16 protein-coding genes are annotated in these 21,429 nt (G+C 69.0%); 5 read left to right on the top strand and 11 right to left on the bottom strand.

Features of this window, described 5'->3' with window-relative positions:
* Window positions 1-606 (bottom strand): helix-turn-helix transcriptional regulator, encoded by a 606-nt coding sequence (locus ABD648_RS11020; protein WP_282215001.1) that lies wholly within the window; start codon window positions 604-606, stop codon window positions 1-3.
* Window positions 607-689: 83 nt separating this feature from the next.
* On the opposite strand from ABD648_RS11020, the gene ABD648_RS11025 reads away from it, so the two are divergent.
* On the top strand, window positions 690-2,459 hold the full coding sequence (locus ABD648_RS11025) for a family 43 glycosylhydrolase (protein WP_282215002.1): 1,770 nt from the start codon (window positions 690-692) through the stop codon (window positions 2,457-2,459).
* A gap of 24 nt (window positions 2,460-2,483) precedes the next feature.
* On the opposite strand, the gene ABD648_RS11030 is transcribed toward ABD648_RS11025, so the two are convergent.
* The 3 genes from ABD648_RS11030 to hisD (ABD648_RS11040) all read right to left on the bottom strand — a co-directional run bounded on the left by ABD648_RS11030 (window position 2,484) and on the right by hisD (ABD648_RS11040) (window position 10,663).
* Complete coding sequence (locus ABD648_RS11030) at window positions 2,484-4,304, bottom strand: Ig-like domain-containing protein (protein WP_282215003.1); 1,821 nt, start codon at window positions 4,302-4,304, stop codon at window positions 2,484-2,486.
* On the bottom strand, window positions 4,301-9,130 hold the full coding sequence (locus ABD648_RS11035) for a DUF7507 domain-containing protein (RefSeq protein ID WP_344709066.1): 4,830 nt from the start codon (window positions 9,128-9,130) through the stop codon (window positions 4,301-4,303). The genes ABD648_RS11030 and ABD648_RS11035 overlap by 4 nt, the downstream gene beginning before the upstream one ends.
* Before the next feature lie 216 nt (window positions 9,131-9,346).
* On the bottom strand, window positions 9,347-10,663 hold the full coding sequence (gene hisD / locus ABD648_RS11040; protein WP_282215005.1) for a histidinol dehydrogenase: 1,317 nt from the start codon (window positions 10,661-10,663) through the stop codon (window positions 9,347-9,349).
* Between the two features lie 76 nt (window positions 10,664-10,739).
* Between hisD (ABD648_RS11040) and ABD648_RS11045 the strand changes: the two genes are divergently transcribed.
* Window positions 10,740-11,666 carry a LysR family transcriptional regulator gene (locus ABD648_RS11045; protein WP_282215006.1) on the top strand — a complete coding sequence of 309 codons (927 nt, stop codon included), beginning with the start codon at window positions 10,740-10,742 and terminating at the stop codon, window positions 11,664-11,666.
* Between the two features lie 49 nt (window positions 11,667-11,715).
* On the opposite strand, the gene ABD648_RS11050 is transcribed toward ABD648_RS11045, so the two are convergent.
* The 4 genes from ABD648_RS11050 to ABD648_RS11065 form a co-directional block, all read right to left on the bottom strand.
* Window positions 11,716-12,525 carry a nitrilase-related carbon-nitrogen hydrolase gene (locus tag ABD648_RS11050; protein ID WP_282215007.1) on the bottom strand — a complete coding sequence of 270 codons (810 nt, stop codon included), beginning with the start codon at window positions 12,523-12,525 and terminating at the stop codon, window positions 11,716-11,718.
* A 67-nt stretch (window positions 12,526-12,592) separates the two neighbouring features.
* The gene (locus ABD648_RS11055; protein WP_282215008.1) at window positions 12,593-13,762 is read right to left on the bottom strand and encodes a cupin domain-containing protein; all 1,170 of its coding nucleotides are present in this window, start codon (window positions 13,760-13,762) and stop codon (window positions 12,593-12,595) included.
* A gap of 41 nt (window positions 13,763-13,803) precedes the next feature.
* Entirely contained in the window at window positions 13,804-14,784 is a 981-nt protein-coding gene (locus ABD648_RS11060; RefSeq protein WP_282215009.1) for a nuclear transport factor 2 family protein, read from the bottom strand.
* Window positions 14,785-14,917: 133 nt separating this feature from the next.
* Window positions 14,918-15,922: a LacI family DNA-binding transcriptional regulator gene (locus tag ABD648_RS11065; protein ID WP_282215010.1), complete on the bottom strand. Its 1,005-nt coding sequence runs from the start codon at window positions 15,920-15,922 to the stop codon at window positions 14,918-14,920.
* 100 nt (window positions 15,923-16,022) lie between these two features.
* Between ABD648_RS11065 and hisD (ABD648_RS11070) the strand changes: the two genes are divergently transcribed.
* From hisD (ABD648_RS11070) to ABD648_RS11080, 3 genes are read left to right on the top strand one after another with little or no spacing between them, the layout of a single operon-like run.
* On the top strand, window positions 16,023-17,351 hold the full coding sequence (gene hisD, locus ABD648_RS11070) for a histidinol dehydrogenase (RefSeq protein WP_282215011.1): 1,329 nt from the start codon (window positions 16,023-16,025) through the stop codon (window positions 17,349-17,351).
* Entirely contained in the window at window positions 17,348-18,106 is a 759-nt protein-coding gene (locus ABD648_RS11075) for an SDR family NAD(P)-dependent oxidoreductase (RefSeq protein WP_344709073.1), read from the top strand. The genes hisD (ABD648_RS11070) and ABD648_RS11075 overlap by 4 nt, the downstream gene beginning before the upstream one ends.
* A complete protein-coding gene (locus ABD648_RS11080; RefSeq protein WP_282215013.1) occupies window positions 18,106-18,849 on the top strand; it encodes an HpcH/HpaI aldolase family protein in 744 nt (247 codons plus the stop codon). Before ABD648_RS11075 ends, ABD648_RS11080 begins: the two co-directional genes overlap by 1 nt.
* A 91-nt stretch (window positions 18,850-18,940) precedes the next feature.
* Here ABD648_RS11080 and ABD648_RS11085 read toward each other — a convergent pair whose 3' ends face one another.
* Genes ABD648_RS11085 through ABD648_RS11095 form a run of 3 tightly spaced genes read right to left on the bottom strand, consistent with a single transcriptional unit; the run spans window position 18,941 to window position 21,409 of the window.
* Window positions 18,941-19,645, bottom strand: a complete 705-nt coding sequence (locus ABD648_RS11085) for an alpha/beta fold hydrolase (protein WP_282215014.1) — start codon at window positions 19,643-19,645, stop codon at window positions 18,941-18,943.
* Between the two features lies 1 nt (window position 19,646).
* Window positions 19,647-20,540 (bottom strand): carbohydrate ABC transporter permease, encoded by an 894-nt coding sequence (locus ABD648_RS11090; RefSeq protein WP_282215015.1) that lies wholly within the window; start codon window positions 20,538-20,540, stop codon window positions 19,647-19,649.
* Window positions 20,537-21,409: a carbohydrate ABC transporter permease gene (locus ABD648_RS11095; RefSeq protein ID WP_116636121.1), complete on the bottom strand. Its 873-nt coding sequence runs from the start codon at window positions 21,407-21,409 to the stop codon at window positions 20,537-20,539. Before ABD648_RS11095 ends, ABD648_RS11090 begins: the two co-directional genes overlap by 4 nt.
* Window positions 21,410-21,429 lie beyond the last annotated feature (20 nt).

The raw sequence follows: 21,429 nt of genomic DNA on the forward strand, positions 1-21,429 counted from the left end.
TCAGTCGGCCATGCTCTCGGCAGCCGCCTGCTCGCGCGTGGTCGGTGCGATGCGGTTGTCGAGGAGGTCGCCGCGGAGCGTCTCCAGCGCCGTGATGTATGCGTCCACCTGGCTGGCGCCCCACTCATGCAACCGCTCGCCGATCGCTTCGGCGAGCTCCAGGTCGAACGCCACGTCCGAGCCGACGTTCCGGGACCGATCGCGGAATCGGTACAGGGCGACCTGCTCACGACGAGCATCGAGTTCGATGTCGATGAGCCGGAGGATCTGCGCACGCGACATGAACCCTGCGAATCGAAGCCGCACGGCGAGGTCCGGATCCTGGAAACGCGACGGCGGTGAGTAGTCGCCGGTGAGCCAATCGAGGAAGACGGTCATCCCCTCCGGCGTCACCTGGTAGATCTTGGCGTCCTGGGCACCGGGCCGGGTGTCCGTGGTGTAGCTCACCCAGCCTCGGTCCCCCATGGTGGACAGGCTTCGGTAGACCTGGCTCATGGTGGTGTTGGACCGCAGGAATCGGCCGTGCACGTCGAGGAACTTCTTGATCTCGTACCCGGTGCCGGGATTCTCGCCCAACAGCCCGAGGAGCAGGTATTCCAACTTCATTGTCGCATCCGATCGATTCCACAAGTAGAGTGCTTTCACACATGATGACACAAGTGGAATAGTCCGTCAACGAGGAGACCACGATGACCCGAGCAGCCGCGCCCACGCGCTTCGCCAACCCCCTGGACCTGGCATACGCGGTGCAGGATCAGTCATTCGGCCCGTTCCGGCGCCGGGTCAACCGGGAGGCTGCCGACCCATCGGTGGTCCTCTTCCGAGACCGCTTCTACCTGTTCGCATCGATGTCCGGTGGCTTCTGGCACTCGGAAGACCTCGCCGGGTGGGAATTCATGCCGACGCCCGAACTTCCCGTCTACGACTACGCGCCGGACGTGCGAGTGATCGACGATCGCGTCGTGATGTGCGCGTCGCGCCGGAGCTCCCCCGCATCGTTCTATCACTCCGAGGATCCGCTCGGCGGGCGATGGACCGAGATCCCCGGTACTCGCGGGTTCTGGGATCCGCACCTCTTCCAGGACGACGACGGCCGTGTGTATCTCTACCAGGGATGCTCCTCTCGAACGCCGATCGACGCCGTCGAAGTCGATCGCTCGACATTCGCACCCCTCGAGGAGCCGATCCCCGTGATATCGAGCGACATCAGCACCCGAGGCTGGGAGCGCCGAGGCGAGAGCTACGACGCGTCGACCATCCGCGACCATCCGCTTCTGAAGTGGCGACTCGGCACAGGCCCGTACATCGAGGGTCCATGGATGACGAAGCACGACGGCGTCTACTACCTTCAGTACTCGGCCCCGGGCACGCGGCTGAACACCTACGCAGACGGGTACTACGTGGGGAAGTCGCCGCTCGGGCCGTTCGAGTATGCGCCGAGTTCGCCGTTCTCTCTGAAGCCCGGTGGATTCATCACCGGCGCCGGCCACGGATCGACGTTTCAGGATCGACACGGGAACTGGTGGCACGCGGCGAGCATGCGGATCTCGGTCAACGACATCTTCGAACGCCGGATCGGGATCTTTCCTGCCGGCTTCGACGCCGACGGCACGCTCTTCTCCTGCCAGGAGTTCGCCGACTACCCCATTCGGATGCCGGACGGGCCGGCGGAGCCGCGATCTCTCGTCGGGAGCAGCATGCTGCTCTCGCACGGCGCCGCCGTGACGGCGACCTCCTCCCTCGCCGGGCATGGGCCGGAGCTCATCACCAACGAGGACGTGCGCGACTGGTGGGTCGCAGGCAGCTCTCGGTCTGGAGAGAGGCTCGAACTGACTCTGCCGGAAGGATGTCTCGTCGACAGCATCCAAGTGAACCTCGCCGAGCATCGATGGGAGGAATCCAAGCCGCGACCGCGTCGGAAGGACCAAGTGGTGCGCCTCTGGCAGCGGCGCTCATTGCATGCGGATCCGCTTTCCACGCCGTTCCTGCTGGAGGGCAGCACCGACGGACAGACCTGGACCGTGATAGCGGACACACGGCTCGACGACGCCAGCCGGTCGCACGCGTATTTCCCACTGGAGCAGCCGCAGGCGCTTCGATCGGTCCGCCTCACCGGGTATGAGCAACCGTACGGATCACCGTTCGCCGTCAGCGCTCTTCGCGTGTTCGGCCGGGGCGCAGAACCCCTCCCCAGCCCGAGGATCGGGCAGCCGGAGAGGCTCGGCCCCACGGACGTCCGGGTCACGTGGAATCACGTCGGCGACACGCACGGCTACAACGTCCGCTGGGGTCTCGCGCCCGACAAGCTGTACTCCTGCTGGCAGGTGCGGGACACCGCGAGCCTCGACGTCGGTGCGCTCACCGCCGGCGTCGCGTATTGGGTGGCGGTCGACTCGTTCAACACCGGCGGCGTCACCCGGGGGGAACCCGTGGCTGTCGAACCGTGGCCCCTCCGATGACTCCCGGACAGTCCTGATCCCACCTCAGACTCGTCGCCGCCGCAGCAGGGCAGCTCCTCCGAGCATCCCGACGATCGCGAACGCGACGACAGCCCATGGCGTCGCGTCCCCGCCCGTGGCCGGCAGTCTCGTCGTGCCGGATCCGCCAGGCCCGCCGGCTCCCGAGCCGGTCCCCGGAGCGGCCGACGCCCGCACCTCGAACGAGACAGCGACCTGGCCGGAGGCCGCCCCGATCAGCACGACCTGCACGGGGCCCGCGGGCGTCGCCGACGGAAGGGCGAACGTGAAGGTGACAGCGCCCGAGGAATCAGCGACCTGCGTGTCGAATGGCTGGCCGGCGTCACCGAAGCGGGCCTGCACCGGCTCACCGGGAGCGAAGCCCGTGCCGACGACGGTCTGCGTCTCGTCCGTCGCCACGGACGACCGCTGTGCGACCGCCGTCAGCGGGGCGCGCGCCACGGTGACGGATGCCGCGGGCGACACGTTGCCCGTCTGATCCGTCGCGGTCGCCGCCAGCACGGCGCCGTTCAGCTGCGCGGGAGAGAGCGGCGCCTCGAACAGACCGTCGGCCCCAGCGGTCGCCGATCCGAGCACGGTGCCGTCTACCGCGGTGATCGTCACGACGGCACCCGGCTCGGCCGCTCCGGTGACGGTGAAGCCGTCCGAGGCGAGGCTGCTCGGCTGCGCGGGAGCGATGACGTCGGCGCGCGTGACGATCGAGAGGGTCGCGGTCGTGCGTGACGTCGCCAGCACCTCGACCGAGATCCCGCCGCTGGGAGACGTGAACGTCTGGCCCGGGTTCCAGTAGAGGGCTCGCATTCCGTCGGCTCCCGCGGGTGAAGCGAGGACGCCCGTGCCGTTCGAGGGCTGTTCGACGAGCACCCGCACGCCGTAGCCGCGACGGTAGGTGGTGCCGTCCCAGTCCACGCTGGATCGGGCGTTCCAGTTCCCGACGCTGTAGCGGTCCTCGGTCGCGTACTCGATCCAGAACTTCTCGCCGGTGATCGGGTCGGTGATCTGCGCCGCCCGCATCCCCGTGAGCAGATCGCGCGACTGCAGCGTCACCTCACCGGAGAAGTCACCCGTGACATCGGTGTAGTCCGCCGCCGTCAGGAAGCCGAGTTGGATGGCGCGCGGCACGGGCAGCGATCCCTGCGCGCGCGGGACGGCCGCTCCCATCATCGACACGGAGTCGCTGTATTCGTACCAGACGCACGAGCCGCCGTCGGCGACCAGCGGGCCGTAGACGCTGCCGTCGGCGCACACGTACGCACCCGCGTGACCGAGGGAGAGATTGTGGCCGAGCTCGTGCGCGATCGGTGCATCCTGCCGGGGGTTGCCGCCGCCCTGCTCCACGTCGAGCCAGGTGCTCGAGTCGATGGATCCGGTCTGCACTCCCACGCCTCCGAAGCTGCACCCGGCGACGATGAAGTAGAACAGGTGCGAGCGCGGCGATCCGACGTACCCGAGATCCTCCTTCACGGCCGCGATGCGCTCGCCGCGGTTGCTCCGTGGCGAGCATCGCGCCTGATCGGTGATGCCGTCGTCATCGGTGTCCGCCCATTGAATCGACTCGAGCCGCAGGTCGACGACCCCGCCGCTCATGTCCAGCCAGTACTGGCGCAGCTCCGCGATCTGGGTCTCCGCGAGAGCCATCAGCTCGTCCGGGCTGCTGGTGATCGGCGTCGAGTCGCCCAGGGCGAGCACGACCGTGATCGGATGATCGGTGGGAGAGCCCGGCTCGGCAGCCTCGGCCGCGGGTGCCGACCACCCCAGTCCGGGGAGCAGCATCGTCGCGAACGCGGCTATCGCCACGGCGACGGCGAGGGGGCGGTGGTTTCTCATGAATCTTCCTTCGTGTTGCGTCGGCGAGCGATCCCGACGGCTCCGAGGCCGAGCAGGAGAACCGCGAGCGCGGCGGCACCGATCGGGAGGACGCCACCGGTCTGCGGCAGCCCCCACACAGGCGGAGTGGTCGGTGGCGGCGTGGTGGGCGGCGGCGCGGGGTCTCCCGTCACGATGAGCGTCAGCGTGCTCGTCACGGTCACCCTTGCCGAGTCGGTCGCACGGTAAGCGATCGGCGTCGTCTGACCGGTGAACGCCGGATCCGGGGTGAACGTGATCGAGCCGTCGCCCTCGACCCGGTGGACTCCCTCACCGGGAACAGTCAGGGTCTTCCCCTCGGCGGACACGGTCGCCCCCGAGGGCTGACCCGCCGTCGGGAACACGACGCTCGACGGGACCCACTCGGCCCCCGGCGACGGGCGATCGTTGTCGAGGACGGGCACGGTCACCGGCCGACCCGCCGCAGTGCGTCCCACATCCGGAGTCGACGTCGCTGCCGGCCCGTCGCCGACCACGACGGTGATCTGCGCGGTGTCCGTGAGCCCGTCGGCATCGCTCGCCTGATACGTCACCGGCGTCGTCGTAGACCCGGAGAACCGCGGGTCAGGGGTGAAGGCGACCGATCCGTCCACGCCCACGATGTAGACGCCCTCTCGGGGGACGGTCAGCGTCTTCCCGTCGGCCGAGACCGTCGCACCCGACGGCTGCCCGGCGGCAGGGAAAACGACGCCGGCGGCGTCGAGCGCGGTCGAAGGGTCGGCAGTGTCGTTGCGGAGCACCGGGATCTCGACAGTCATGCCCGCGGGGGTGCGCGCGATGTCATCCTCGGCGACGACCGGAGCGCCGACGGTGATGTCGATCGTCGAGCTCACGGTGGTCCCGAGATCGGTCGAGGCGGTGTACTCGACCGGCGGCACCGCCCCGCGGAACCCTGCCGCCGGCGTGAACCGCACCTGCCCGCCGACGACCTCGAACGTGCCATCGGGGAGGACCAGCGCGGTCACCGGACCTGCCGGCCCGACCAGGTGCAGCGTGCCCGGGTCGAACGTCGCGTTGTCGGGACCGGGGTCGTCATCTCCCAGCACGTCGACGATGATCGGCTTCTCGAACGGCGTGAACTCCGCATCCGGGGACGCGACCGGGAGGTCCGCCGGCGTCACCGTCACGACGACATCGGCGGTGGTGCGGATCGGCGTCGGCGCCGCGTCCGCCACGCTGTAGGTGATCGCCGGAGTCGCTCCGACGTAGGTCGGCAGCGGTGTGAAGCGGATCTTCCCGTCGACGACCTGGAACGTGCCCTCCGCCGTGGTCAGCCGCGGCACCACGGATCCGTCGGGAGCGACGATCGCCAGCGAGTCCAGGTTGAGGGGATACGTTCCCTTCTCGTCGTCGGCCAGCACGTCGATGGTCACCGGCACGCCCTGCCGGGTCTCCGCGGCATCGTCGACGGCCGCGGGCGGAATGATCCGGGCGACCTCGACGACGGCGGTGTCGCTGTCCCGGATCGGTCCGCCCACGATCGCCTGCCCCGTGACCGAGGCGGTGTTCGAGATCGGCGCACCGGCCACGGCATCGGCCTGGGTGACCACGACCACCCGGTCGGACGTGCACAGCGTGCTGTCGCCGGGAAGGAGCGCCGAGCTCGCGCACACCACAGCACCCAGCGTCGGATCAGATACCGCCACATCCGTCAGGCTCGTGTTCCCGGCGTTGGTGACGGTGAACGTGTAGCGGATGCTGTCACCCGTCTCTGCGGCATCCTGATTCTCGGCCGGGGTCACCGTCGCCACCTTGTCGAGGGCGATCGCCGGCTCCGGCACTCCCCGCACCTCGGCCGTGTCGGGCGCCGAGACCACGGGAGTGCCGCTGCGGGGCGATGTCCCGATCGCGGTCGCGGTGTTCGTCACCACGCCCGCATCGACATCGCCCTGCGTCACGAGATGCGGAGACAGGGATTCGCAGGCCGTCGTCTCGCGCGGCGCCAGGTCGTCGATGTCGCACTCCACGTCTCCGATGAAGTCGTCCGCGACACCGACGTCGTCGACGGAGATGTTGCCGGTGTTCGTCACGTCGAAGCGGTACGCGATGGTCTCGCCGACATCCATCACTCCGTCGCCGTCGGCGTCGTCCAGCACCGCGGTCTTCTCGATCGCGAGCGCGGGGGTGGGAGCGACGACCGGGACCAGCGCAGTGTCGGAATCGCTGACGACCTGCCCGTCGACCACGGATGCACCCGTGACCTCGGCCGTGTTGCTCAGACCCGCCCCGGTGTCCACATCGGCCTGGGTCACGGTGCGCACGAGCGCGGCCGTGCAGTTCGTGCTCTCGCCGGCGCGGAGAGTCGTGAGCGCGCACGTGACCGCGCCCACATCCGGGTCGTCGACCACGATGGCGCCGAGGGGGACGTTGCCGGTGTTCGTGACGACGAACGTGTACGTGATCGCATCGCCGGCGGCCGCCCCGCCCTGGCGCTCCGCGGGATCGACCGTCGCGGTCTTGGCGATGTCGATCGAGGGCTGCGCGATCGTCGGCGTCTGCGTCGACGACGCGTTCGAGACCACCGTCGCCCCGCTGCGAGGGTTGATCGCCGTCGCGGTGGCCGTGTTGCGCACGGCGCCCGCGAAGACGTCGTCGTCGGTGATGGCGTACGGACCGTCGGCCACGCACTGCGTGGTCACGCCCCGGGAGAGTTCGGCGACGGGACAGGAGACGGGGCCGGCGAGCGGATCCGCGATCGCGAGATCCCGGGCCGTCGCCTCGCCGGTGTTCCTGACGACGAAGGACCATCGGATCGTCTCGCCGACGTCGAGAGCGCCGTCGCCGTCGTCGTCGGAGAAGCCGGCGACCTTGCGGAGCTCCAGCTGGGGCGCAGCGTCGGCGATCGGGGTCGACGTGCCGTCGGCGGCGCTCACCCTCGCGCCGTTCGACGCGGTGGCGGTGGCGGTCGCGGTGTTCGTGAGCGGCGCCCCGGCATCGAGATCCGCCTGCGACACGGAACGCGGTGGCGCGGAGCACGTGGTGCTCTGCGCGGGCGCGAGGGTCGACACCGCACAGGTCACGGCGCCGAGGGCGGGGTCGGCAACGGCGACGGCGCTGAGAACCACGTCGCCGGTGTTCGTGACGGTGAATCCGTAGGTGATGCTGTCGCCGGGGTCCGCGGCACCATCGCGGTCGGCGTCGTCGAGCATCGCCGCCTTGTCGATCGCGATCGCCGGGCTGAGCACCGGAGTGACGCCGGCCGGGGTGCTCGGCTCCGTGAAGGGCAGACTCGTCTCGCCGCCGGTGCCGCTGAGGACCGCGGTGTTGACGATGGGCGCACCGCTCTGGGTGTCGCTGATCCGCGTCCGGAACGTCACCTCCTGCACCGGGCTGTTCGGCCGCGGCGGAAGCACGCCGCCGGTCGTCGCCGTGGCTCCCACTCCGAGCCGGACGCTGACCTCGCGGGTCGCCGCGTCGTACTCCGCCTGGTCGTCGCCTGCCGCATCGGTCTTCGCGCCCGGGTTGGCCCCCTGCGTGATGCTCAGGCTGCCCGGGACGTACACGACGCCCGTCGGAAGCCGATCACGGAGGATGCTGAGGGTGCTGGCTTCGGACCCGGTCGACTGCACCGCGAGCCGATACGTCAGGAAGTCGCCGGGTCGGACGGCGCCGCCATTCTCATCCGTGACGGTCTTGTCGGCCGTGACGGATGCGAGGTAGTTGTCGACCGCGATGCCGATGACCGCCGGGAACTCGAACTCGTTCGAGCCGCGGGTATCGAACACGGCGACGGCCGAGGTCTGACTGTTGCCGATGGCATTGCGCGTCGATGTCACCTTGGCGTCGACGGAGAAGTTGTTCGCGTAGGCCGGATTGCTCGGCGGGTGCACGCCCAGGTCGCGGATGCTCGCATTGGCGTAGTCGTTCGCGATAGGACCGGGGTTGGCGATCTTCGTCTGGGAGGCGAGCGTGTTCCCGACCGAGACCGAGTCGGTGAACCCGGCGTCCGCGTCATAGATCACGGTGGCGATGTCGGCCCGCACGTTCCCGACGGGCGGAGTGCGGAATCCGCCGAACGTGATCGCCGTCGTCCCTCCCGTCTGCTGCGCGACGAGGCCGTCGTTGATCACGACCTGGCGGTTGACGTCGCCGGGGACGGAATACACGACCATCATCGACCAGCCCGCCACACCGTAGATGTCCATGCCGCGCGCGCTGGGCGATGCCGTGTAGGTGCCGGATCCCTGCGCCTGAACGAGAGCCGTCACGTCGGCGAAGTGGCTGAACAGGGCGGCGTTGCCGCCGAGCGGCGCCGAATCCGTCGTCGTCGCGGGGAATGCCTCGTACGCGATGCCCGCGGAGCCCGGCCCATCGATCGAGATGCGGGGAATCGCCGAGGGGTATGACGTCCAGTACGCGCCCGCCCAGGCGACCTGGGCACCGGCCGGGAGCTGGAGGTCCGATGATGACGAGAGGTTGGTGCCGACGTTCACCCCGTCGACGTCGACATCGATCGTGTTCCGTGAGCCGCCCGCGGGGCTGTTCGAGTTGAACGTGAGGTCCCCGGTGGTGACTCCGTAGTTCCGTGCGCTCGCACACGAGCTCGTCGCCCAGCCCACCGTCGTGCTGCAGGTCGACCAGGCGTTGCCGAGCACGCGGATCGTTCCGCCCTCGAGGTTGTCGCTGTAGCGCACGCTCATTCCCCGCACCGCCGCTTCGGCCGGCGCCGGCGCATCGAAGACGATCAGACCGCCGACGACGACCGCTGCCGCCAGGATGAGCGCTGCAATGCGCCGGAACGTGTTCCGATGCTGCGCGCGCCCGACGATGCGCTCTCGACCCGACATCCGAAGACGCATCGACATCCCCCTCTGATGGCACCAGAGACGATCGACTCTCAGCGGATCAGCACTTTGACGCGTGACATCCTTAGGCTCTCCCGTCGCTTTCCGGCGCACAAGAAAAATGATTTATGTACCATCTGCGCCGCGTGTTGCCCACCGCGGGCCGAGAACGACGAAGTGCCCGCCGCCTCTCGGCGACGGGCACTTCGGAACGCGGGCTCACTCGTAGGTGGCGAGCCTCATGGTCGCGGTCGCGCTGTGCGCGGCCATGCCCTCGGAGTCGGAGATGACCTGCACGGCGTTCGCCAGCTCGGGCGTCGCCTCGCGCGCGATGCGCTGGTAGGTCAGGGGCTTGAGGAAGCGCGAGACCGACAGACCGGCGCTGTGCTTGGCACCGCCGGCGGTCGGCAGCACATGGTTCGTGCCCGCCATGCCCTTGTCGGAGTAGGCGACCGTGCTCCACGGACCGATGAACAGCGAGCCGTAGTTGCGGAGGTTCTCGTGGTACCAGTCGTCGTCGGCCGTGATGAGTTCGAGGTGCTCCGGCGCGAGGTCGTCCATGAGGGCGGCGGCGGTCTCACGGTCCTTCGCGACGGTGACGACGCCATAGTCGCGCCACGCCGGACCGCAGATCTCCGCGGTGGCCAGCGTCTCGAGTTGACGCTCCACGGCGGCGATCACTGCGCGGCCATGCTCTTCGGATGTCGTGACGAGGGCGGCCGGGGAGTTCGGGCCGTGCTCGGCCTGACCCAGCAGGTCGGCGGCGACGATCTCGGGGTCGGCGGTCTCGTCGGAGATCACGGCGACCTCGCTGGGGCCGGCGAGCAGGTCGATCGCGACGGTGCCGAAGAGCTGACGCTTCGCCTCCGCGACGAACGCGTTGCCGGCACCCACGAGCATGTCGACGGGCAGTTCGCCGAGCAGGCCGTACGCCATGGCGGCGAGCGCCTGCACGCCGCCGATCACGAACACGCGGTCGACACCCGAGAGGTGCGCGGCGTAGACGACGGCGTCGTTCGCGTTGCCGTCGGGCTGCGGGGGCGTGCACGCGATCACGGTGGGAACTCCGGCGGCCTTCGCGACGCCGACCGTCATGAACGCGCTCGCGGTGAGCGGGAAGCGCCCGGCGGGCAGGTAGGCGCCGACGCGGGACACCGGGATGTACTTCGCGCCGGTCACGATGCCGGGGACCAGCTCGGTCTCGAAGTCGCTCAGGTGCGCGCGCGACTCCTTCGCGAACGCCTGGGTGCGCGCCGCGCCGAGTTCGATGGCGGCGCGGAGGTCGGGAGCGAGGCGGTCACCGCTCGTCGCGATCTGCTCGGCGGTGAGCTCGATGTCGGTGCCCTGGTAGTTGTCGAGCTTGCGCGCGTAGTCGAGCACAGCGTCGAGACCGCGCTCGCGGATGTCGGCGAGCATGTTCGTCACGGTCTCGATCACGGCGGGATCGCGCTGAGCGGCCGGTGCGTCGATGAGCGGGGTCTTGAGGTGGTGGAACGCGCCGTCGAGGCGGGCGAGCACGGGTGAGGAGTAACGCATGGTGGAAGGCTAGATCGATCCCATCCATCCGACAAGCCTGATGGTCCGAGGTATTGCATCGGGTTTACCATTGGGTGTGACCATCACCCAGCTGACCGCCTTCCTCGCCGCTCTGGAGCACGGTTCCTTCACTGCTGCCGCGGCGAATCTGTCGATGACGCAGGCCTCGGTGTCGGAGCTCGTCGCCCGCCTGGAACGCGAGCTCGGCGTCACCCTGTTCACGCGCGGCAGCCGGCGCCTCGTGCCCACGGCGGCCGCGCTCGAGCTTCGGCCGCACGCGACCCAGGCGGTGAGCGCGGTGCAGAACGGCATCGACACGATCCAGGCGCTGACCTCGCTCGACCGCGGCACCTGCACCTTCGGGGTGCTCCGCAACGCGGCGTACTACGCGCTCGCCGATCTCGCCGAGACCTTCCACCACCGGCATCCGAACGTGCGGCTGCGCCTCGTGGGCATCAACTCCGCGCACGTCGCCCGATCGATCGCGAGCGGAGAACTCGAGGCCGGCCTGCTCGTGCTGCCCGTCGACGAGGATGGACTGGAGGTGCGCCCGCTCTTCCGCGACGAGGTGCTCTACGCCTCGGCCACCCGCCCGGCCGACGCCGGGCCCGTCACGATCGACGAGGTCGCGGCGGCCAAGCTCGTGCTCTACGACGCCTTCGCCGGGTGGGACGATCCGACCCGGCGCCAGCTGCTCGAGCGCGCACGGCTGCGCGGCCTGTCGATCGAGCCCGCGGTCGAGGTCGAGAACGTCGAGACCGCGCTGAGCCTCGTCGCGGCGGGGGCCGCCGACACCATCGTGTCGCGGTCGATCACCGAAGCCGAGGGCTTCGCCACCGGCATCCGCACCTTCCCCTTCGCCGAGCCGATGCACGACACGATCGCGCTGGTGAAGCGCGAGGGGATGCTGCTGTCGCCGGCGACCCAGCGGCTCGCGGAACTGGCGGAGCGGATGCTGCGCGAGAGGCTGCCCGAGCACGAGGGGCGCACCCCGCTCGACTGAACTGCCACCCCGGTCGTTGAGCGAGCGAAGCGAGACGAAACGCCCTGACTCAGTACAGGTCGCCCCGCCGGTCGTCGAACAGGTGGTTGTGCGGCGGCAGAGACTTCTCGCGTACGGCGGCGAGAGACAGCACGGCGGTCGCGCCCATCACGGCACGGAACGAGACGATCCAGCCCTGCTCGTCGATGATCGCAGTGCCGTCGGTCCAGTCCACCCCGCGCTCGGAGCCCCATCGATCGGCGATGACCACCGGCAGGCGGGAGGAGCGGGCGGATGCCATGGCCTGGATCAGCTCGGGGGCGTGCTCGCCCTCGGGCCGCGGCACCAGGGGCCAGTTGACCGGCAGCGCCAGCACGTCGGCTCCGGCGAGCGCCAGACGGCGCGGCACCTCGGGGAACTCGTTGTCGTAGCAGATCGCGACACCGAGGCGTCCGAACGAGGTGTCGACGACGAGTCCGGCCTCGGCGCCGACGTCGAAGACGAGCTTCTCGGCACCCCAGAGGTGGGACTTGCGGTAGTCGGCCAGCCGCGCATCACGTGTCAGCACGGCCGCGGTGTTGAACAGCTGCGAGCCGGCGGCCTCGGCGTAGCCGACCACCACCACGGCATCCGCAGGGATCACCTCGCGCACGGCATCCCACCGCGCATCGTCGGCGGTGAGCGCCGTCTTCTCGGCCTCGGCACGATCTTCGAAGACGTACCCGCTCGTGGCGAGCTCGGGGAGCACGATCAGACGCGCATCGCGACGCCCCGCGGCGATGATCGCCTCTCGGATGCGTTCGAGGTTCGCGTCGACGTCGCCGATCACGATCTCGGGCGACAGTGCGGCGACGCGCAGTTCATCGACAGCGGCAGGCATGACTCTCATCTTCCCTTCGGAGACGCCGAAGCGCGAGGAGCCGTCGGCCCCTCGCGCTTCGTCGGTATCAGTCGTCTTCGGTCGCGGTGACCATCACTCCGAGCGGAGCGAGGTAGCCGTTGGGATCGATCGTCCAGTCGGCCGCGGCTGCCGCCTCGACGACCTCCGGTGCCCACTCAAGGTAGACGCGGTCGTCGCCGCCGTTGATCACGAGCACCGTGCCGGAGCCGGTCTCGTCGCCCTCGACGCACACGTACGAGCGCCAGGCCCCCTCGGGAACGGAGAAGGTGTCTCCGGCGCCGAGGTTCACGGTCGTCGACGGGTCGCCGTTGAGGGTGACCTCCCAGCGGCCGGTCTTGAACAGCAGCGCCTGCGTCTTGCCGTGGCGGTGACGCAGCACGCCCTGGCCGGCCTCGGCCTTGACCCACGCGAGGTTGAACGAGTGGGGCTCGGTCACGTTCGGCACCTGGCGGCGGTTCTCCGACATGCCGTAGCCGATCACGGTGGCGAGCTCGACGCGGCCGCCCTCGACGGCCGAGGTCAGCAGCGCCGCGGACGAGTACTTGCGGTCGCCCGGCTGGATGACGCGCGAGCGCATGTCTTCGACCGTGTACGTCGTGAGCTCGTCGATGTAGTGCTGCTTCATCGGGGTGATGAGGGGCACGTCGTCGGGGAGCACGTCGCCGGCGACCGTGTCGATCAGCTTGTTGTCGGCCGTGAGGTGGAGCCCGTAGGACTCGGCCTCGCGCAGGACCGAAGGGCCCCAGATGATGCCGCCGTTGTCGTCGCGTCCGAGCACCGTGTAGAGGATGCCGTCGTCCGGCCCCTCGTTCGTGAAGCCGCGGAAGATCCAGGTCGGGATGGTGACGATGTCGCCGTCATGGCTGATGTACTCGCCCTGCTTGCCGTCCACGCCCCAGCGGAGCCGGAACTCGCCGCCGAGGTTGATGAACACCTCGGCCGTGAAGTGCAGGTGCAGGTTGTTCGAGATGCCGTTGGGCATGCCGGCGGCACCGGTGTTGAACCCGTGGTTGACCTCGAGGTTCACGTACTGGCTCGCGTTCTGCGAGACTCCGGCGCCGATGAAGGAGTAGTTCTCCTTGCGGTCGGAGCCCGGGGTGCGGCAGTCGATGAACGCCGAGTTGCACGGCACCCAGTCGGAGCGACGGATGGTCCGGCGTTCGATCTCGTTGGCGTCGACGATGACGTCGGTCGCGTCGACGATGGCGTTGCTCATTTCTTCTTCTCCTCGTTCCAAGCGTGTCGATCAGCTGGTGATCAGTAGATGTTGGCGAAGGCGACGGGCTCGTCGCCTCGCTGGCCTTGGATCTGCGCGCGAAGCGCGATGTCGTCCCACAGACGGACCTCTTTCACGAGGGCGCCGTTGTGGAAGGTGAACTGCGAGATGCCCAGCACGTCGACCGGCTTGCCCGTGAGCGGTCCGTAGTTCGGGACGCCGTTGTAGTCGCCGACGAACTTCCACACGACGGCCACGCGGAGACCCGCGTACCGCACGTCGTAGTTGGTCTGGATGTCGCGGATCTCGAACTGACCGCCGGGGAACGACTCGAGGAAGCGCAGCAGTGCGCGACGGTAGCCCTCCGGACGGATGACGAGGCGGTTGCCGACCGTCAGGAGCACGAGGTCGCGCTCGAAGAACTTCTCGACCTTCTGCAGATCGCGGTCGTTCCAGACGGTCTTGATCAGGTCGATGACCTTCTCGACCTCGGCGCGGTACTCGTCGGGGCGCTCTCCGGAGTCGCCCTTCGCGATGGGGTCGGCGGGCGCCGGCTCGTTCCAGGATCCGGAGAAGCCGCGGAAGGTCTGTGCGCTGGCGACCTCGTCGAGGTCCTCGCCGCGTGCGAGGGGCCCCGCGAGAGTGTCACGGACGACCCACTCCTCGACCATGCGGCCGCGCCGGTAGAGGCAGTTGGCGATCGTGCGGCTGAACTCGGAGGTCTGCAGGTGACCGGAGAGCACGAGGTGCGAGCTGAGGAACGCGTCATCGCCGCGCGCCTCCCAGATGACGTCTTCGGCCTGCCCGGTGCGGTCGGGGGTCGCCGAGATGCGCATGAGCGAACCCTCGATGACCTCGTCGCGGTTCGAGGAGGTGCCGAGACCGCCGTGCACGATCGAGTCGGGCTCGTAGTTCTCGCGGATGTAGTGGATCGACCGATCGACCCAGATCAGGTCGGTGACCTCACGGATGAAGTCATCGGGGTCCTTGTACGGCAGATAGGCGACCGGATCGAGAGGCACGCTGTTTCACTCCTTAGAAGATGAGTCCGCGTTTCGTCGGTGATCGCGGGCTTCCTTCGTCAGTGTATGCGTATGCACAAACGAGTGCAAGAGAGACTTTCCTGACACACGGGTGTCAGAGGCGGATGCCGCGTCAACCGGCCTGCGCGGCGGCGAGCGTGCGACGGGGCACGAACGACGACGCGAAGCGCACGTTCTCGATCGGGGCCTCGCGGTTCTCGATGCGGCGCACGATGAGGTCGGCCGCAGCCTCGGCCATCCCGATGATGTCGTAGCGGACCGTGGCGAGATCCACGATGGGCCAGGCGGCCTCGGGCAGATCGTCGAAGCCGACGACCGACAGATCCTCGGGCACGCGGAGTCCCGCGCGGTGTGCGGCGTTCAGCACGCCGTAGGCGACCACGTCGTTGCCGCAGAAGAGCACGGTCGGGCGATCGGGCGCGCTCAGGAGCGATGCCGCCGCAGCCTCGCCCTCGTCGGCGCTGAACCGGGAGACCTTGCGCGTGTCCGCCTCGGCGAGCGTGAGCCCGTGCGAGAGGACCGCGTCGCGCAGCGCGGATTCGCGCGCCTGCGCCGTGCTCGTGTTCGTGGGGCCGAGCACGGCCCCGATGCGACGGTGCCCCAGCTCGACGGCACGGTCGACCGCCTGCTTGTAGCCGTCCACCGGATCGACCACCGTGGCATCCGCTTCGATCAGCGACCCGATCCGGTTGAAGTACACGAACGGCAGACCGCGGTCCTTGAGACGCAGCGGCGCCGCGGACTCGACCGTCGTGGTGGCGAGGATCAGGCCGTCGAGACCGTTCGCCAGCAGACGCTCGACGATCGTGTCGTTGTCGGCGGTCTCGGTGTGCAGCATGAGCTGATACCCGAGGGCCTCGAGCTCCCGGTGCACGGGCGCGATGATGTGCGAGTAGAACTGGTTGTCGAGGTCGGTCAGCAGCAGTCCGATGCGCCGGGTGCGCCCCGATGAGAGCGCGCGTCCCGCTTCGCTGGGGACGTAGCCGAGCAGCTGGGCCGCCTCGCGCACGCGCACCTTGGTCGCATCCGACACCCGGGAGTCGTCGCGCAGGGCCCGCGAGACCGTGGGTTGCGACACCCCTGCCAACCGCGCGACATCGCGACTCGTGACGACCATGTGATGCCTCCCCCTCAACGCGGGGAAATTCTAGCGCCTTGACGCGTCCGTGCATACGCGGTCATAATCAGAGCATACGTATGCAACGAAAGGATGGGCCATGCCCCTGCATCTGAAGTCCGCGCCGACGAAGACGTTCGCGGACACCGCACAGCAGGACGTCGCCGAACGGGTCCGAGGGATCATCGGCGACATCCGCGAGAACGGCGACGCCGCCGTCCGGCGGTATGCCGAGCAGTTCGACAACTGGAGCCCGGAGTCCTACCGGCTGTCGGATGCCGAGATCGAGCAGATCATCGGCACGCTCTCGCCGCAGGTGATCCAGGACATCGAGTTCGTGCAGACGCAGGTCCGCCGCTTCGCCCAGGCGCAGCGCGACTCCCTCGTCGACATCGAGGTCGAGACCCTCCCCGGCGTCTTCCTGGGCCAGAAGCACGTCCCCGTGCAGGCGGCCGGTGCGTACATCCCGGGCGGAAAGTACCCGCTCACGGCATCCGCGCACATGACGATCATCACCGCGAAGGTCGCGGGCGTCCCTCGCGTCGTCGCGTGCACCCCGCCGATCCGCGGCGAGATCCCCGCCGCCACGGTCGCCGCCATGAAGATGGCGGGCGCGGACGAGATCTACCTCCTCGGCGGCGTGCAGGCCGTGGCCGCGATGGCCGTCGGCACCGAGTCGATCGAGCCGGTCAACATGATCGCCGGCCCCGGCAACGCCTATGTCGCCGAGGCGAAGCGCCAGCTCTTCGGCGAGGTCGGCATCGACCTGTTCGCCGGGCCCACCGAGATCCTCATCGTCGCCGACGAGCACGCCGACCCGTTCTTCACCGCCGTCGACCTGCTCTCCCAGGCCGAGCACGGCCCGGACTCCCCCGCGGTGCTCGTGACGACCTCGCAGCCGCTCGCGGAAGAGGTCATGGACTGGATCGAGAAGATCCTCCCCGGCATGCCGACGCGCGACTACGCCGGGCCCGCCTGGCGCGACTGGGGTCAGGTCATCGTCGCCGACGACCTCGACGAGGCCTACCGCATCGCCGACGACTTCGCCTTCGAGCACGTGCAGATCTTCACCGAGAACCCCCGCGAGGCCCTGACAAAGATGCACGACTACGGCGCGCTGTTCCTCGGTGAGAACACCTGTGTCTCTTACGGCGACAAGGTCATCGGCACCAACCACGTGCTGCCGACGCTCGGCGCTGCCCGGTACACCGGCGGCCTCTGGGTCGGCAAGTACCTGCGCACGGTCACGTACCAGGAGGTGCAGAACACGGAGTCGTCCGCCGAGCTCGGCGCCGTGTGCGGCCGCGCCGCCCGCGTGGAGCTCTTCGAGGGTCACGCCCGCTCCGGCGACGCCCGCGCCTGGCGCCATGCCGGCACGGAGTTCGACTGGATCGAAGACAGCCACAAGGCCGTCGCGGCAGCGCGATGACCGACCTCACGGGGCGCACAGCCGTGGTGACCGGCGGCGGCAGCGGGCTCGGGGCGGCCATCGCCCGCTCGCTGCTCGCCGCCGGCGCCGACGTCGTGCTCGTCGGCCGTGACGAGACGAAGCTCGCCGCAACGGCATCCGCTCTCGGGTCGCGGGCACGCGGGCTCGCGTGCGACGTGTCGGACGCGGCATCCGTCGAGGCTCTGCGTGAAGCGCTCGGCGACACCGAGGTGTCGATCCTCGTGAACAACGCCGGCATCCCCGGTCCGGTCGCGGCGCTCACCGACATCGGCGTCGACGACTGGGACGAGGTGTTCGCCGTGAACGTGCGCGGAACCTACCTGCTCTGCAAGGCGCTGCTGCCCGGCATGATCGCGCGCGGCGACGGCGATGTCATCAACATCGCGTCGGTGTCGGGCAAGCGCCCGCTCGCACACCGCACCCCGTACTGCGCGTCGAAGATGGCCGTGATCGGCCTCACCTCGACGCTCGCGTTCGAGGTCGGCCCCGCGGGCGTGCGGGTGAACTCGCTCTCGCCCGGCCCGGTGCAGGGGCCGCGGATGGAGCGGAACTTCCGCCTCGAGGCCGAACGATCCGGCACCACGGTCGACGACGCCGAGCAGGTGTTCGTCTCGCGCGCCGCGCTCGGACGCATGGTCACCGAGGAAGAGGTCGGCGCCGCGGTCCTCGCGATGCTGGCGATGCCGGGCATGTGCGGGGCCGACGTCGACCTGTCGGCGGGCATGGTCGCCTGATGGCTTCGTCATTGCGGGCGCGCGCACGAGCGGGCGAGAAGCTGCTCGGCGCTCTGCTGCGGATGCCGTCGGAGGAGCTCGTCGAGATGCTCGCGGTCGCGGAGTTCGACTTCGTGCTGATCGACTGCGAGCACGGCCCCGCCGACATCACGGCGCTGCGGAACCACATCGCCCTCGCGGCCGTGCACGGCGTGCCCGTGATCGTGCGGGTCGGCGAGAACGACCGCGGCCAGATCCTGCGGGTGCTCGACCAGGGCGCCGAGGGCATCCTCGCGCCGCACCTCGACACCGCAGCGGATGCCGCCGCTCTCGTCGACGCCTCGCTGTATCCGCCGGTCGGTCACCGTGGCTTCGCGACCTACAGTCGTGCGGGTCGCTTCGGCGAGACGCCGCCCGCCGAGCACCTTGACTGGTGGCTCGAGAACACGCTGGTGCTCGGCATGATCGAGTCGCCGGGCGGTGTGCGGAACGTCGAGGGCATCGTCGCGACGCCGCGCCTCGACGGCATCCTGGTGGGCCCTGCCGACCTGGCCGCGAGTTCCGGCCCCGACGACCTGCCGCTGGCCGACGCCATCGCCGCGGTGCACGGCGCCCTGGCTGCGGCGGGTTCGCTGCGCATGGACATCGTCGGCACTCGTGCCGCGGCCGAAGCGTCCTTCGCCGGCGGCGCCGACCTCGTCATCTACAACCTGGCCTCATCCCTCATGCAGCACCTGCGCGACCTGGCCTCGCCGGCGCGCTGAGTCGCCGGCATCCGCTCACGCGCGATGAAGGAGATCTCCCTGAATGCAGGATGCTCTCGCAGCATCCGCCCTTCATCCCGCGAGATCTCCTTCATAACGCGCGGGCCCCGGCATCCGCCAGCTGACCCTGCCACGAACGCAGCAGCGCACCGAAGGCCTCCCCGCGCTCGAGCGGCAGCAGGTGCCCGGCGTCGAGGGTGACGAGCCGGGCGTCGGACATGCGCGTCACGATCTCGGTGTGGAAGTGCGGCGGGCAGATCGCGTCGTCGAGCCCCGACACGACGAGCGTCGGAACCCGCAGCGCAGGCAGCCGTGCGAGCAGATCGCCACGGTCGAACTGCAGCTCCAATTGGGCGCGCAACCGTACAGCACCCGTCGCCGTGCCCATCGCGAGCGTCCGCTCGACCAGGTCCGGCCGATCGCGCACCGCCGCAGCACCGAGCAGTGCCGGCAGGATGCGGCGCTGCAGCTCCCGGGCATCCGTTCCAGCGTCGAGCGCGGCGAGCCATTCCCGCCAGCCGTCGCGCTGCGCATCTGTTGGCGCCTTCGCGTTGGTCGAGACCAGGCACAGCCCGACCACTCGCTCGGGCGCCGCCAGCGCGAGCGACATCGCGACGATCGCCCCGAGCGAGTGCCCGACGAGCACGAAGCGCTCCGGCAGCTCCGCCAGCAGCGCCTCGACCTGGTCGGGGATGGAGGGGCGATCCAGCGCCGGCTGGATCGCCCCGTCGAGTCCGGCATCCGCCCACAGATCGGCGGTGCAGTTCATGCCGGCGAGCAGGACCAGCGACGACACGTCAGCCCTTGACGGCGCCGTCGCTGAGTCCCGCGACGAGATACTTCTGGGCGATGAACGCGATCACGAACACGGGGATCGTAAGCAGCATCGACGCGGCTCCCGCCTGTTGCAGCATCGGCAGGGTCTGCCCGAGCTGCGTGGCGATGAACACCGGCACCGTCTTCGACGAGGTGTCGGTGAGCACGAGGGCGGTGAGGTACTCCTGGAACGCGAACAGGAACACGAAGATGCCGGCGGTGAGGATGCCGGGGCCCATCAGCGGGATCATGACACGGCGCAGCATTCCGATCCTCGTGCAGCCGTCGATCATGGCCGCCTCGTCGAGCTCCTTGGGGATCTCGGCGAAGAAGTTGCGCAGCAGCCAGATCGTGAACGGCTGGTTGATCGCGACCAGAGCGATCGCGAGCGCGAACGTGGTGTCGTAGATGCCCAGCGCGCGGCTGATGTCGTACATCGGCAGCACGACCGCGAACCGCGGCAGCGCACGGAAGATCAGCGCGAGCACCAGCAGGATGGCCGAGACGTAGCTCGGGAACCGCGACAGCGCATAGGCCGCCGGGATGCCGATGACCAGCGCGATCACGGTCGACACGATGGCGACGACCACGGTGTTCACGAGGTAGTCCGCGAAGTAGGTCGTCTGCCACAGGTCGACGAACGCCTGCAACGTCGGCTGGTAGTCCCAGAGCACCGGCGGGTTGGAGAAGGCGACGTCGGTGGGCTTGGTCACCGACAGCGTCATCCAGATGAACGGGCTCAGCACGACCACGCAGAGGATGCCGAGCAGCAGACCGGTGATGTACGGCGGGCGGTTCTGACCGCGACGCTTGCGCTTCGGTGCGCCCTTCGTGACGATGGCCCTCGTCGAGAGCTCTGCGGAGGTGAGACTCATCGTTCGGCCTTCGCTTCCTTGAAGATGCCCCGGATGAACGGGATCAGCATGATGAGGATCAGGAGGATGGTGAGCACGTTGATCGCACTGCCGAGACCGAGGTTCTCGGCCCCGTCGGCGAACGCCACCGAGTAGACGTAGAGCATGATCGACTCGTTCCCGATGTTCTGCGCCTGCGGCGACAGCGGGATCAGGTTGTCGAACATGCGCAGCACGTCCATGATCGTGATCAGCGTCACGAAGCCGAGCACGCCCCGGATGGTCGGGATGATCACGTTGATGTGCGTCTGGAAGCCGTTGGCGCCGTCGATCTTCGCGGCCTCCTTCAGCTCGTTGGGCACGCCCTGGAGGCCCGCGAGGATGATGAGCATCGCGAACGGCAGCATGTGCCACACCGTGTTCGCGATGACGAGGATCGCGTTCGGGACCTGGTCTGTGAACCAGAGCACCTGCGAGCCGCCGAAGAAGCCGATCAGCCGGTTCACGACCCCGCCGAAGTTGTCGTCGAAGAGCCACGAGAACGCGACGGCGCCGACGAGGTTCGGCAGCACGTACGAGACGAGCATGATGCCGAGGACCAGCGGGCGGGATGTGGTGATGCGGTTGATGCCGGTGGCGATGATGTACCCGAACACCAGCAGGATGGCGGTGGTGACGACCGTGACGGCCACCGTGAAGAGCACCGCCTTGTGGAACCGGGGATCGGTCAGGGCGTCGGTGAAGTTCTCCAACCCGACGAACGTGCCCGGTGTGCCGTAGCGGACCTGTTCGAAGCTCCACTGCACCGTGCGCACCAGGGGGAGCACGAGGAGTGCACCCATCACCAGCAGGCTCGGAGCGAAGAGCAGCCAGAATTCGCGTGCCTTCATGTGCGTCCTCCCTTGGACGG

The sequence above is a fragment of the Microbacterium luteolum genome (genome assembly GCF_039533965.1).
In the GTDB taxonomy this organism is placed as follows: Bacteria; Actinomycetota; Actinomycetes; order Actinomycetales; family Microbacteriaceae; genus Microbacterium; species Microbacterium luteolum.